Genomic DNA, 12728 nt, shown 5'->3' on the forward strand with positions numbered 1-12728 from the left:
TGGTTGCAGTGATGTTCATCACACTCCGGACGCTCCCCTCCGGTTTGGTCTTGCGGCCCGTTCAGGCCGCGATCATCGCCTCCAGGTCGGCAATGAGGCCGATCAATTCCGTTCGCTGGCGCCGCCAGATATCCGGATCCTGCCCCGGCTCCAGAATGGCGGTCATGCGCTGGAGGAAGTCTGGCGGCAGTCGTTCGAGTTCGGCTGCCATGGGTAAATTCCAGCCATCACCCGGAAAATAGACCCGGTTGAAGGCAAAGACGGTCTGCAGGATGGCATTGGCAAGCTTGCCCGTCAGCCCGACCAGAAAGACGAGATCGCGGCGAACGACCTTGCTTTCATAGTGATAATCCTTGGCCCAGTAGCGCAGAATATCCATGTATTGGCTGAGGACCGAGGCCCTCAGCGCTTCCGGATATTGCGCCAGCTGTCGCTTCCAGCCAGCGAGCAGACCACGTGGATCGGCGATGATCTGCTGGCTCGCAAGGTCCGTCGGCAGATGGTAGCCCCAGATCGTCCATTCGAAGCTTTTAGGCACGACGATACCGGCAAGCCAGGAGTCCAGATCGCGTTGGACGCCGGCGTAGCGCCGCATCCAGACTCCATCCATTCGAATACCCTCGGTCTGCCAGCCTCGCAGCGCGGCATCGAAACGCCGCCACGCTGCTGTTTGGCGAACCTCCGGCCCCCGATAGGCGTCGGCATAGACGCGAAAATCGAAATCCGATTGCGCATCCGACCGTCCCTTGCCACGCGAGCCGGCAAGGGCGACGGCGCCACTGCCGTCTTCCGCCAGATCGGCGATCAGAGGGGTCATCGCGGCTATGAGTTCGGCTTCGCGGCTCATGATGGCACCGGGGCTGGGCTCTGCTATCTCCTTCAGTCTTTCAGGATCAGCTCGATGACCGGCGTCACGACGTCGGGCTTCAGAACTGGCAGTTCAAGCGTCAGGATGCCTTCGCCGACGGCGACGCCGATATTGGAATCGACCTCGGCATCCGGGTCGAGCCAATGCAGCTCGCTGGCATCGTGCAGGAACTGTGCATACTTCACCTTCCGCCCCAGTCCCTCGATGTGGATGTGGCGGAACGGCCAGGTCTGGATGTGCAGATAGAGCCGATTGCCCTTCTGGGTGAAGCGGCAGCCGCTCGGCGCCTTGTAGGCGGAAGGGCCGGCGCCGTAGATCGCGCGGCCGTTCAGCCGCATCCATTCGCCATAGGTGTCGAGTGCGGTGATGGCGCGGGCATCGAAGGTGCCACGGCCGGTCGGGCCGACATTCATGAGAAGGTTCCCGCCGAGCGAAACCGTATCGATAAGGATGTTGATGAGTTGGCCGGCGTCCTTCCAGCTTGTCTCGTCGCGGTAATAGCCCCAGGAGCCACTGAAGGTGTGGCAGGCCTCCCAGCGCACCGGCAGACCGGCGACGGTCGGAGCGACGCGCGGGGTATATTGTTCCGGCGTCACCAGATCCGGCATGTGGTCGGCGTCGCGCGGCAGATCGAGACGGTCGCCGACAATGATGTCTGGCTGCAACTGACGCACCAGCTTCATCAGGTCGTCGCTTTCCCATTCGGCGCGGCCCTTACCGGGTAGGCCCTTGTAGACGCGGCGGGGATAGCTGAAATCGAACCAGATGACATCGATCTTGCCGAAGTTCGTCAGGAGTTCGGTCACCTGATCGCGCATGTATTTGGCATAGCGCCTGACGTCGCGGCCCTCATTGAGTTTGGCCGCGTCCGGATGATTACGCTGCGGATGATGCGCGTCGATCGGGAAGTCCGGATGATGCCAGTCGAGCAGGGAGTAGTAGAAGCCGACCTTCAAGCCTTCGGCGCGAAGCGCTTCGACGTAAGGGCCGATCAGATCCTTGCCGTAAGGCGTATTGGTGACCTTGTAGTCGGTCACCTTGCTGTCCCAAAGGCAGAAACCTTCATGGTGTTTCGCTGTGAGAACGACATATTTCATGCCGGCCTGGCGCGCGCGGCGCGCCCATTCGCGGGCGTCGTAAAGATCGGGATCGAAGTTGTCGAAATACTTCTGATAGGCCTCGGTAGTGAATTCCTCGCGGTTTTTCAGCCATTCATGGCGCGCGCCGAGGGCATAAAGTCCGAAGTGGATGAACATGCCGAAGCGGTCACGTCCAAACCATGCCTTGCCATCGGCCACATTCTGGCCGCCACTGATCGCTGCGTCGCTCACACTATCCTCCCAGGATTTGCGGCTCAATCGAACCGGTTCGATTTCTATCATTGAATCGATCACCCTATATGTCAAGCTCGCTGTTGAAACCTCTTTCGGCATATTGCTTAGTAGCCAGCAAATGCTAGATTTGCGTCGAAGATTCATCGAAAGAAATACCTTCAACCGGAAGGTCATCGGCGATAGAAACGGTTCGAAAAATTCATGGCAACTATTCGCGACGTCGCCAAACTCGCTGACGTATCCGTTTCGACGGTGTCGCTGGCTCTAAGCAATCCGGCGCGAGTCAGCCAGAAGACATTGGAGAAAATCCGGCAGGCGATTGCCACCGTCGGCTTCGTTGCCGATCCGCTTGCTCAAAGCCTGGCGCGCGGTCGCAGCCGCATGATCGGCTTCGTGGTCGGGAATGTCGGTAATCCGTTTTTCGGGGATATCCGGCGTGAGCTGGAGAATTATGCACTCGATCACGAACACTTTGTTGTCGTTACGGACTCCTCGGGCAAGACGGATCGCGAGCGAGCGATGGTCGAGCATCTGATCGGCCTCAAGGCCGCAGGCCTGGCGCTTGCGCCCTCTGGGCACGACCAGAATTATCTCGACTTCGTCGCCGGCCTGAATGTGCCGATTGTCTGCTTCGACCAGAAGGTTGCCGGCATCGAACGCGATTTCGTCGGTTCCGACAACCACCTGGCCGGCGCGATGCTGACGGAGCATCTCCTCCAGCTTGGTCACAGGCGCATCGCCTTCATCACCGGCCCGAGCCATATGCACACCGCGACGGAACGCTATCGGGGATTTACCGATACGATGGCAAATGCCGGTATAGAGGTTAATCCCAACTTCGTCGTGGATGGACAGTTCACCCGCACGGCCGGTTATGAGGCGGCGATGCGTCTGCTCATCCAGCCGGAGCGCCCGACCGCGATTTTGGGCGCCAACAATACGGTTGCGCTTTCGGCCCTGCAGGCCATGCAGGAACTGGGCTTTCGCTGTCCCGAGGATATCTCGCTCGCCATGATCGACAATGTGCAATGGAGCTCCGTCATCACGCCACGCATCACCATGGTAGTGCAGGATACATTGGCGCTTGGCGGTATCATCGCAAGACGTCTCATGCACCGCATCACCAGTCCTCAAGGCGCAGTCGAGCCGCCGCAGGATTTCGTGCTGACACCGAAATTCGTCCCCGGCAATTCCTGTCGCCGGATTTAACCCCTCACTCTCAACTCCGGCAGCCGTGTCAAAGCCGGCTGCGTACCGTCGTCATGCATTCTGAGCGAGCCGGCCTTTGCTTCGGCTTTCGAGGATGATTGCGATTGCTGTGTAGAGGGCTGCGAGGATCCAGAGGGTGAGGAATGGGTATCTCAGGTCGTGTAGGGGCGCGCCGAGCTGTGCGGTTGCGACGATGCCGTTGATGGCGGAAGTGCTGGGCAGGATGGTTCCGACCGCGTGCAGGAAGGGCGGGATCGCCTCGGTCGGCCAGGAGAAGCCGGCGAGGAACAGGAAGGGGATGCCGAGGGCTGCGGAGACGAGCTGCACCGTCAGCGGGCTGCGGAACAGGCTGGCGATGACCAGGCCAAGCGCGCTGACCGAGAGCACGAAGGGTAGGGCGAAGATGAAGATCGACAGCGGCGTGCCAAGGCGGGGGATGTTGTAGAGATAGGGAATGACGATCAGATAGAAAGGCGCGATGACGGCCTCCATGATCAGATAGGCGAGCAGCTTTCCCATGACGACGGCCACCGGCCCGATCGAGGCCGCAGGCCCGGTGCGGATGGCATCGTTCCTGTAGGTGCCGAGCAGGCCGACGCCGATGAGCAGCGTCTGCTGCATGATGAGGATGAAGGCGGCGGGCAGGATATAGGTCGCATAGCCGCCCTGGGGGTTGAACAGCGGCACGGCGGTGAGCGGCATCGGGTCGGCGGCGGCAGCAGCCATGCGGGGATCGACATCGGCGGCGACCAGCCGGGCGGTCTCGATGCTGGCACCCATGGTCTTTGCGACGGCGGAGACACCGCCGGAGATACGCTGATAGATCAGAAAGTAGTTGGCGTCGGCATAGAGCGCGATCGGCGACTGGCGATTGTGCAGCAGGTCGCGCTCGAAGTCCTTGGGAATGACGAGGAGGCCGGAGAGGTTGCGGGCATAGACCTCGCGCTCTGCATTTCGCCGATCGGGAAAGACGCCGCCGACGGCGACATCGGGCGATGCATCGATGCGACGGGCAAGATCCCGGCTGCTGTCCGTGCCGTCGAGATCGACGACGGCGATCGGCACGTCGCGCAGGGCTTCGGTGCGATAGGGCTGCGGATAAAGGACGGCATAGATGATGGCGGCGATCACAAGCACGGAAAAGGCCGGCTTCAGGGTCAGCACGCGCTTCAGTTCGATGCGGCAGATCGTCAGCATATCCTTCATCCAGCCGCTCTCCCAGACGTGTTCGGTTCAGGTGCGATCGGCTGCTCGCGCTCGCGTTGCCGCCGCGCCCGCATCACCTCCAGCCGCAAGGCCGTCAGGCCCGCCAGCAGCACCACCATGAACAGCAGCACAGCAACCGGCTTCAGGGACAGATAGAGCGGCGTTCCGCGCAGCGTCTGATCGATGCGCGCCGTCATATACCAGGTGCCCGGAATGATCTGGCCCCAGGAATAGGCAAAGGCATTCATGCCGATCCTCGGAAAGCCGATCCCCATGAAGCCGAAGGCGGGCGCCATCAAAAGAGTGCCGATGCTGATGGCATTGGCCATCGGCTTCAGCAGCAGCGCCAGCAGCGTGCCGATAAGCTGGTTGGCCAGCACGAACAGGATGCCGCACGCTAGCAGCAGATAGCGGTCGCCGCGCAGCGGCATGCCCAAAAAGCGGAAGAGAACCCAGTCTGCAATGCCGAGCACCACGAGGAACAGCAGCGTATAGGGGAGGATCTTCCCCGCCATCGCCGGCCACAATCCGCCGCCGAGGTGCCTCAGGATGCGCAGCCGATGGCTGGTTTCGACATCGAGCCCGACGGCATAGGCCATGGTGGTGACGATGATGACCTGCAGCACGCTCGGCAAAAGGGCGGCGAGCAGGAAATGCGCATAGTTGAGTGTCGGGTTGAACAGCGGATTGACCTGCACCGGGATCGGCGCCAGCTGCTCTTCGGCCTCGTCGAGAGGCTGGCCCTGCGAGGTGCGTAACGACAGCCTGATACCGGCGGCGATGGTCTGGACGGCGGCGCTGACGCCGCGCAGCGTCAGATTGCCCGTCGTCATCGTCTGGGTATTGTAGAAGAAGACGACCTCGGGGCGGCGCCCGGAAAAGACGTCGCGCTCGAGGTTGCGCGGCAGCATCAACAGCCCGTGGACAGCACCCGACAGGATCAGCTGGCGTCCTTCCGAGAGATCGGAGACATTGCGGGCGACGGCGGCATCCGGCGTGGCGTCGACCGTCCTGATGATCGTTCTTGAAAGATCGGTGTTGTCGAGATCTAGCACGGCGATCGGCAGCTTCGTGGCAAGGCCGGCGCTGAAGACGGCGGCAAGCACCGCCATGAGCAGCAGCGGCAGCACGGTCGTCAGGAACAGCAGGAACGGGCGGCGGCGGAAATGATCGAATTCCCGTCTGAAGACCGTCAGGAAACCGGGGCGCAGCCGCCCTTTCGCCATCATCTCAGTGCCCTGCCGGCGGCCAGGATGCAATGACGCTCATGCCGGGACGCAGGCCTTGTATCGGCTTTGCAGGCGTTGCCCGCACCTCGAAGGTGCGCAGATCGAAATCGCCGGTCGCCCGTGTCGCTCGCCAGGTGGCATATTGCCCCTGGGCATTGATCATGGTCACCTTCACCGGGATCCTGTCCTCGCCGAGCGCGGGCACGGTGACGTCGAAACCGTCGCCGACCTTCAGGCCCCTCAGCAGATCCTCGCGCAGATTGAAGGTGAACCATGGATTCTGCAGGTCGATCAGCGAGAAGATCGGGGCGCCTGCGGAAAAGTTCTCGCCGAGCTCTGCGACGCGCGTCGTCACCTGGCCGGAAATCGGCGCGATGATGGTCAGCTCATGGACGTTGGTCTGCTGCTGGCCAAGCGAGGCCTTCGCCTGCTCGACCTGCGCTGCGGCGAGAGCCTTCTCCTCCTTGCTCGCACCGGCGACGGCCAGCTGCAGATTGGCCTCGGCCGACTCGCGCTTGCGAATGGCGGCTTCGAGGTTGCGGGCCGTTTCGTCGACGCGCGCCTGCGTCGATGCGCCCGTTGTGATCAGCCTGCCCTGGCGGCCGGCATCCTCCTGATAGAGTTTTACGTCGGCGTCCGCCGCGGCCAGTTCGGCCTGGCGTGCCGCGATCGTCTCCGGCCGGGTGCTGTTGACCCTGACGAGATCGGCCTCGGCGACCGACAGCGCCGCCTCGGACATGTGAAGGGCGGCGGTCAGCTGCGGGCTTTCGAGCTCGGCGATCACAGCGCCGCGCTCAACATTGTCGCCGACATCCGCGTTGAGTTTGGTGACACGCCCCGAAACCCGAGGGCTGACATCGACCCGATTGGCCGACACTTCACCCTGGACGATCAATGGCGGCGGCTTCGTCGCAAACCATAGCAGAACACCCAATGCCGCCACGATCACAATGCCAATCACAACACGAAGCGTTCGCAACATACAGCCCTCTCCATATCAAACGCTCGAGGCTCAAACCCCGACAACTCAAACGCTCACACAAATACAATGCGAGGCTAAAAAGATGCGCCACCACGCCCCTCCACCTCATCGTCGCCAGTTCGACCGACTGTCCCTGGGTCTGCGATCGCTACACTGCCATGCGAACTGTAGCAGAGGAAACTAATAAAAGCACTGACCGCAGGTCGATCTGAGGCGTCCTCGATTTCTCCGCGATCCCGCCGCATACCGTCAGACATGGATGGTGGTTTGCGGTAGTTTAATTGTACCCGAAGTGCTTGACCGTCCAGCCCGAAGCTCCAGATAGGCAAGGTGGATGACACGCGTCCACCGGTACAATCCATCCGGAGTTGCCAATCCTTCGATCGTCTTTGCGAGCGCCTTGTTTCTCCTATGCGTTGCATCTCACGAAAATCCCTGACCTTTGGGGTCGACTTGAAGGTGACCTCATCGCAATGATCCACAATTCGTGTGACGCAACCGCGTTTTCCACAGGCGGCAGGCTTGATAAACCATCCCGCAGAGATTGCTTGGTATTTCACTCCGACCTCGGCTATGGCCAGGCCGGGCTATTCGAAATGGCTCCGCACGAGGATCGGGTACGTTGATGGAAATTCAAGCGCATTTGCCATCCCTGGTGCGTGTTCTGGGGCAGGTGGCGATCATCGTCTATGCCTATTCTTGGGTCACCCGGACCATCGAGCGCGGCATTCTGAAATCTGTCGCCGTCGGACTGCTCTTCGGTCTTGGCGGTATTTTGTCGATGGGCGATCCCATTCGATTCATGCCCGGCGTCATTCAGGACGGACGTTCGATCCTGCTCGTTCTCACCCCGATCTATGGCGGCATCGTCGGCACCATTGTTGCGGCGTTCATGATGGCCGTGTTTCGTTATCTGGTTGGCGGCCTTGGTGCCGTGAGCGGGGTTGCCGGCATTTTGATCGTGGCGACAGCAGGATATGTTTTGACACTCTTGCCGCGACAGTTGACCGGCACCGGATGGAGACGCTCGGCTCTGTTCGGCCTTGCGACGACGACATCTCTCGTCGTTCTCGTTTTCCTGCCGTGGTCGGTCGCGCGAGAACTTCTGATCTCGGCGACGCTGCCGGTGACGATCGTCAACATCCTCGGCGTCATGTTGCTGGCGGACCTGCTTGAGAAGGAAAGCTATCGCATCGGTATTCAGCGCGCTCTCGAAAACGAAGCCACGCTCGATCCTCTGACGCAGCTGCCGAACCGTCGTGTCCTGCAGCGGGAAGGTGATCGCTGCAGCAAGGAAGCCGGGATGCGGCGGGTTCCCTTTTCGATCATCATGCTCGACATCGATCATTTTAAGAAGATCAACGACAATTGGGGCCACACCTTCGGCGATACGGTCCTGGCACGGGTTGCGGACGTGATCCGTCGGACGGTGCGCAAGACCGACATAGCCGCCCGCTATGGCGGTGAGGAAATCGTCGTGCTGTTGCCGAATACGGATATGCGGGCCGCCGGCATTGTTGCCGAGAAGATCCGCAACGATATCGAGACAACGGTCCTGATGTTCGGGCAGGAGACTGTCCATGTCACGGCCAGCATCGGCATCGCCTGCTCGTTCGAGCCATCGACGGATTTCAAGTATGTTCTCGAAGCCGCCGACAAAGCGCTTTACCGCGCAAAGGCGGGCGGAAGAAACCGCGTCGAACTCGCGGAAACCGCATAGCGACTTGTAGCTCGGCGCCCTTCGCGACGTTCCGCCAACTCCGCCGTGTCGCGTTCGCATCCTTGTTTCTACCGCTGTCTTCTTGACGGAACTGATCGCCCGGCTTAACTGGACGCGACGGTTCCCCAAGGAAGACTCCGCGGGGATTAATAGGGAACACGGTGAGGACGACCCAAAAGGGACCTAGACCGTGGCTGCCCCCGCAACTGTAAGCGGATTGCCGATCATCCGGGTGTGAACAGCGTTCCGTTCATCTCCGAAGGCTTGAGGCCGTGCCACTGCGACCACAATCGCGGGAAGGCAGATGATCGTCAGATATCCGCGAGCCAGGAGACCTGCCGTCGATCACGATCCAATCAACCGGGCGGGGATGCTCGGAAAGGACAGAGAATGATTGACCTGAGCCTTCGACATTATCGGGCGTTTTTCGACCTTGATTGGGATCTCCTTAACCGGCTGCGGTCTGCCTGAGCGCGATTGCGCTGACGCCGCCAGATTTCCATTCCGATCGAGACCTTTCATGCGCCATTTTTTGACGACCGTAACATTTGCACTTGGGCTTACCGGGTTTGCCGCTTCCGGCTTTGCTGCAACCCAGTATCCGCTCACCATCAACAATTGCGGCCAGCAGGTCACCTTCCAGAAGGCGCCCGCCAAGATCGTATCCATTGGCCAGGGCATGACCGAGATCCTGTTCTCGCTCGGCCTTGCCGACAAGATCGCCGGAACCGCGGTATGGGTCGGTCCGGTGCTGCCGCAATATGCCGAGGCCAATAGCAAGATCGCCCGGCTTGCCGACAATGACCCAAGCTTCGAATCCGTTGTCGGCAAGGAGCCGGATCTTGTGGCTGCCGAGTTCGAATGGCATGTCGGCACGCAGGGCTCCGTCGGCAAGCGGGACCAATTCTCCAAGCTCGACATCAACACTTATGTTGCGCCAACCGATTGTGTCGCCAAGGTCAATACCGATGGCGGTGACGGTGTACGCAAGGAGCTGTTTACGATGGATCTCGTCTATCAGGAGATCAACGAACTCGCGCAGATCTTCGACGTCAAGGATCGCGGCGACGCCCTGGTCGCCGATCTGAAGAAGCGCGAGGCGGATGCTGTCGCATCGATTGCCGGCGCAAAGGCCAAGGACCTTCCGATCGTGTTCTGGTTCTCCAGCAAGGAAGTCAGCGGCGATGCCTATATCGCCGGCAAGAACAGCGCTCCGGCCTATATCCTGAAAACGCTCGGTGCGAAGAATGTCGTGACGACGGAAGAGGAATGGCCGCTGGTCGGGTGGGAAACCATCGCACAGGCCAACCCTGCGGTGATCGTGATCGCGGCGATGGATCGCCGCCGCTATGCGGCCGACGATCCGAAGGTCAAGCTCGCCTTCCTCGAGAAAGACCCGGTCACTAGCCAGCTCGACGCCGTCAAGAACAAGCACTTCGTGATGATGGACGCGCAATCGATGAACCCGACCATCCGGACCATCGACGGCATTGAGATATTGGCCAAGGGCATCAAGTCCTTTGGTCTGGCGCAGTAAATATGCGTCTGATCGCAGAGCGGCGAGACCGGTGGGCGCTATTGGCGCTCACCACGGCTGCATTCCTCCTTTTGGCCTTCATGATCAGCCTTGCGGTCTCGATCGGCGAGATTTCCATCCCGCTGTCGACGACGGCAAAGGCCGTGTCGAACCGGCTGTTCGGAACGGATTTCGAGCTTAGCCGGATACATCAGGGCATCGTCTGGGACTATCGTCTCAGCCGCGCGCTCGTCGCGGCAAGCGCTGGCGCATCGTTGGCGCTGAGCGGCGTGATCCTGCAGGCCTTGCTGCGCAATCCGCTCGCGGAACCTTATGTTCTCGGCATTTCCGCCGGCGCCTCCACGGGCGCGGTTTGCATCATGATCCTCGGGCTCGGCTACGGGGTTCTGGGGCTTTCCAGCGGTGCCTTCATCGGCGCGGTTGCCGCTTTCCTGTTCGTCGGCCTGCTCGCAGCCGGTGTCGGTGGAACAAGTGAGCGCATCATACTGTGTGGTGTCGCCGGTTCGCAGCTTTTCAATGCGCTGACCTCCTATATCGTGACCACGTCGGCGAATGCCGAGCAGGCAAGGGGTGTCATGTTCTGGCTTCTCGGCTCGATGAGCGGCGTGCGCTGGCCGGATGTCTATCTCTCTGGGCCGATCGCCATTGTCGGCTTCGTGGTCTGCATGGCGCATGTCCGCGTGCTCGACGCTTTCGTTTTCGGAACCGACGCGGCGGCTTCGCTCGGCATCGCCGTGCGCCGCGCACAGATCGTGCTTCTGGGAACGACGGCTTTCATGACGGCGGCGGTTGTCAGCATCGTCGGCTCGATCGGCTTTGTCGGGCTCGTCATTCCGCATGCAGCCCGTTTCATGGTCGGCCCCAATCATGACCGGCTATTGCCAGCGTCCGCGCTCGGCGGCGCGATCTTCATGGTTGCTGCCGATATTGTTTCCCGGATCATCATTCCCCAGCAGATCCTGCCGATTGGCGTCGTGACTGCTTTGTTCGGCGCTCCCGCCTTCGCCATCATTCTTTATCGCGCCCGGAGGACGGCATGAGTATCGCGGTCGACAACGTCACCTTCGCCGCCGGCAATACGCTCATTGTCAATGGCATCAGCCTCGCGGTGGAAAAGGGCAAGGTGCTCGGCCTGCTCGGGCCGAACGGTTCCGGCAAGTCCAGCCTATTGCGGTTGATCTGCCGGCTGCGAAAAGTGAAGAGTGGCGTCATCCGGCTCGGTGGTGACGACATCGCCTCAATTTCCCGCGGCGATATCGCCCGCCGCATCGCGTTGGTGGAGCAGCAGGCGAACACGGATATGCAGGTGACGGTTATCGATGTTGTCCGTCTTGGCCGTACACCACACCGCGGGCCGCTTTCCTCATGGGGCGCCCTGGATGACGCAGCGGTCCTCGCCGCGCTGGCCCGTGTCGGCATGCAGGATCGGGCGGGCCAGCTATGGCAGACATTGTCCGGCGGCGAGCGTCAGCGTGTTCATATCGCCAGAGCACTTGCGCAGACCCCCAGCGAATTGCTGCTCGACGAGCCGACAAACCACCTGGATATCCAACACCAGCTTGAGATACTGGGCCTGATTTCGAAGCTTGACGTCACGTCGGTCGTCGCACTGCATGATCTCAATCTGGCGGCGATGTTCTGCGATAGCCTGGCGGTCTTGCAGGAAGGGCAAGTCGTTGCCGCCGGCTCGCCGGAAGAGGTGCTGACACAGGAGCTGATCGAGCGGGTTTTTGGCGTGCGTGCGCATGTCCAGAAGTCGTCGGTTCATGGCCGCTGCAACATTCAATATATGGCAGGCTGACCTCATGGACGGCGCAAATTTCGATCTCAAGGAAGAAATCCGCGATTATTGGTCGAAACGATCGGAGACTTTCGACCTCGCATTCGGTCACAAAATCGCTCCCGGTGCTGAAGCCGATGTCTGGCAGAAGCCGATCCGCATGGCTCTCGGCCCGCAGCCAAAGCAGGTCCTGGAGCTTGCCTGCGGCACAGGCGAGGTAACGCAGCTTATCCACGATCTCGGCCATGACGTGACCGCGTTGGATTTTTCTGAGGCGATGCTTGCCGTCGCGCGCAGGAAACATGCGGGCAAGCCGCGCCTTCGTTTCCTGCTGGCCGATGCCGAACACACGATGGAGCCGGATGAGACCTATGACGCAATCGTCTGTCGCCACCTTGTCTGGACGCTGACGCGGCCGGAAGAGACGCTGAAGGAATGGTTCCGGCTGCTGAGACCCGGCGGACGCTTGGTGATTTTCGACGGTGATTGGGCGCAGCCGAAACCGGGCGGCCGGATCGCCACGATGCTGATTGCGCTGATCGACCGCATTTGCGGTGCTGACAGAAATTACGACGGCGCGCTCAGCAGCCGCCATGCGCGTATCATGAAGGCGCTGCCCTTCGGTGACGGCCTGCGCGCAGAGGCGCTTGCGCCGATTTTGGAAGCTGCGGGCTTTGCGGAGGTTCAATTGCAGTCGCATGCACCCATCGCGAAGGCGCAGCGGAAGAACGCAAATCTGAGAAACAAGCTGCGGACCTTCGTCTATCACAGGTTCGTCCTCGTCTGCACCCGCCCTGCACTCCAGAGCGCCGTGCTTCCCTTTGGAGGTACAGAGGTCGCTCTATCTGTTTGAATCTACGCAT

Annotated in this window: 11 protein-coding genes and 1 riboswitch; of the genes, 6 read left to right on the forward strand and 5 right to left on the reverse strand. The window is 60.9% G+C overall.

Going from position 1 to position 12728, the window contains the following annotated elements; genetic code table 11:
• Positions 1-61: 61 nt before the first annotated feature.
• Together ACIQJ2_RS03545 and ACIQJ2_RS03550 are read right to left on the reverse strand one after the other, a co-directional pair.
• A complete protein-coding gene (locus ACIQJ2_RS03545) occupies positions 62-847 on the reverse strand; it encodes a DUF4037 domain-containing protein (RefSeq protein ID WP_400665665.1) in 786 nt (261 codons plus the stop codon).
• Positions 848-879: 32 nt separating this feature from the next.
• Positions 880-2199 (reverse strand): alpha-L-fucosidase, encoded by a 1320-nt coding sequence (locus tag ACIQJ2_RS03550; protein ID WP_400665663.1) that lies wholly within the window; start codon positions 2197-2199, stop codon positions 880-882.
• A 204-nt stretch (positions 2200-2403) separates the two neighbouring features.
• On the opposite strand from ACIQJ2_RS03550, the gene ACIQJ2_RS03555 reads away from it, so the two are divergent.
• Complete coding sequence (locus tag ACIQJ2_RS03555) at positions 2404-3411, forward strand: LacI family DNA-binding transcriptional regulator (protein ID WP_199146570.1); 1008 nt, start codon at positions 2404-2406, stop codon at positions 3409-3411.
• A gap of 51 nt (positions 3412-3462) precedes the next feature.
• On the opposite strand, the gene ACIQJ2_RS03560 is transcribed toward ACIQJ2_RS03555, so the two are convergent.
• Genes ACIQJ2_RS03560 through ACIQJ2_RS03570 form a run of 3 tightly spaced genes read right to left on the reverse strand, consistent with a single transcriptional unit; the run spans position 3463 to position 6828 of the window.
• Positions 3463-4617 (reverse strand): ABC transporter permease, encoded by a 1155-nt coding sequence (locus tag ACIQJ2_RS03560; RefSeq protein ID WP_400665661.1) that lies wholly within the window; start codon positions 4615-4617, stop codon positions 3463-3465.
• Positions 4614-5846: an ABC transporter permease gene (locus ACIQJ2_RS03565; protein ID WP_400665659.1), complete on the reverse strand. Its 1233-nt coding sequence runs from the start codon at positions 5844-5846 to the stop codon at positions 4614-4616. Before ACIQJ2_RS03565 ends, ACIQJ2_RS03560 begins: the two co-directional genes overlap by 4 nt.
• A gap of 1 nt (position 5847) precedes the next feature.
• A complete protein-coding gene (locus tag ACIQJ2_RS03570) occupies positions 5848-6828 on the reverse strand; it encodes an HlyD family secretion protein (protein WP_400665657.1) in 981 nt (326 codons plus the stop codon).
• A 625-nt stretch (positions 6829-7453) separates the two neighbouring features.
• Here ACIQJ2_RS03570 and ACIQJ2_RS03575 point away from each other — a divergent pair.
• The 5 genes from ACIQJ2_RS03575 (at position 7454) to ACIQJ2_RS03595 (ending at position 12718) form a co-directional block, all read left to right on the forward strand.
• Complete coding sequence (locus tag ACIQJ2_RS03575) at positions 7454-8548, forward strand: GGDEF domain-containing protein (RefSeq protein ID WP_400665655.1); 1095 nt, start codon at positions 7454-7456, stop codon at positions 8546-8548.
• Positions 8549-8649: 101 nt separating this feature from the next.
• Positions 8650-8906, forward strand: a riboswitch (cobalamin riboswitch).
• A 162-nt stretch (positions 8907-9068) separates the two neighbouring features.
• Positions 9069-10085 (forward strand): ABC transporter substrate-binding protein, encoded by a 1017-nt coding sequence (locus ACIQJ2_RS03580; RefSeq protein ID WP_400665653.1) that lies wholly within the window; start codon positions 9069-9071, stop codon positions 10083-10085.
• A gap of 2 nt (positions 10086-10087) precedes the next feature.
• Positions 10088-11125, forward strand: a complete 1038-nt coding sequence (locus tag ACIQJ2_RS03585) for a FecCD family ABC transporter permease (protein ID WP_400665651.1) — start codon at positions 10088-10090, stop codon at positions 11123-11125.
• Entirely contained in the window at positions 11122-11886 is a 765-nt protein-coding gene (locus ACIQJ2_RS03590) for an ABC transporter ATP-binding protein (RefSeq protein WP_199146584.1), read from the forward strand. Before ACIQJ2_RS03585 ends, ACIQJ2_RS03590 begins: the two co-directional genes overlap by 4 nt.
• Before the next feature lie 4 nt (positions 11887-11890).
• Positions 11891-12718 carry a class I SAM-dependent methyltransferase gene (locus ACIQJ2_RS03595; RefSeq protein ID WP_400666806.1) on the forward strand — a complete coding sequence of 276 codons (828 nt, stop codon included), beginning with the start codon at positions 11891-11893 and terminating at the stop codon, positions 12716-12718.
• The last annotated feature ends 10 nt before the right edge of the window (positions 12719-12728 follow it).

Source organism: Rhizobium sp. NPDC092011 (assembly GCF_044756305.1).
Classification (GTDB): Bacteria; Pseudomonadota; Alphaproteobacteria; order Rhizobiales; family Rhizobiaceae; genus Rhizobium.

Bases quoted from the DNA above. Each gene is read 5' to 3' on its own strand.
- ACIQJ2_RS03560 (WP_400665661.1), bottom strand. From the start codon at position 4,617: ATGAAGGATATGCTGACGATCTGCCGCATCGAACTGAAGCGCGTGCTG.
- ACIQJ2_RS03565 (WP_400665659.1), bottom strand. From the start codon at position 5,846: ATGATGGCGAAAGGGCGGCTGCGCCCCGGTTTCCTGACGGTCTTCAGA.
- ACIQJ2_RS03595 (WP_400666806.1), top strand. From the start codon at position 11,891: ATGGACGGCGCAAATTTCGATCTCAAGGAAGAAATCCGCGATTATTGG.
- ACIQJ2_RS03555 (WP_199146570.1), top strand. From the start codon at position 2,404: ATGGCAACTATTCGCGACGTCGCCAAACTCGCTGACGTATCCGTTTCG.
- ACIQJ2_RS03585 (WP_400665651.1), top strand. From the start codon at position 10,088: ATGCGTCTGATCGCAGAGCGGCGAGACCGGTGGGCGCTATTGGCGCTC.
- ACIQJ2_RS03580 (WP_400665653.1), top strand. From the start codon at position 9,069: ATGCGCCATTTTTTGACGACCGTAACATTTGCACTTGGGCTTACCGGG.
- ACIQJ2_RS03575 (WP_400665655.1), top strand. From the start codon at position 7,454: ATGGAAATTCAAGCGCATTTGCCATCCCTGGTGCGTGTTCTGGGGCAG.
- ACIQJ2_RS03570 (WP_400665657.1), bottom strand. From the start codon at position 6,828: ATGTTGCGAACGCTTCGTGTTGTGATTGGCATTGTGATCGTGGCGGCA.
- ACIQJ2_RS03590 (WP_199146584.1), top strand. From the start codon at position 11,122: ATGAGTATCGCGGTCGACAACGTCACCTTCGCCGCCGGCAATACGCTC.
- ACIQJ2_RS03545 (WP_400665665.1), bottom strand. From the start codon at position 847: ATGAGCCGCGAAGCCGAACTCATAGCCGCGATGACCCCTCTGATCGCC.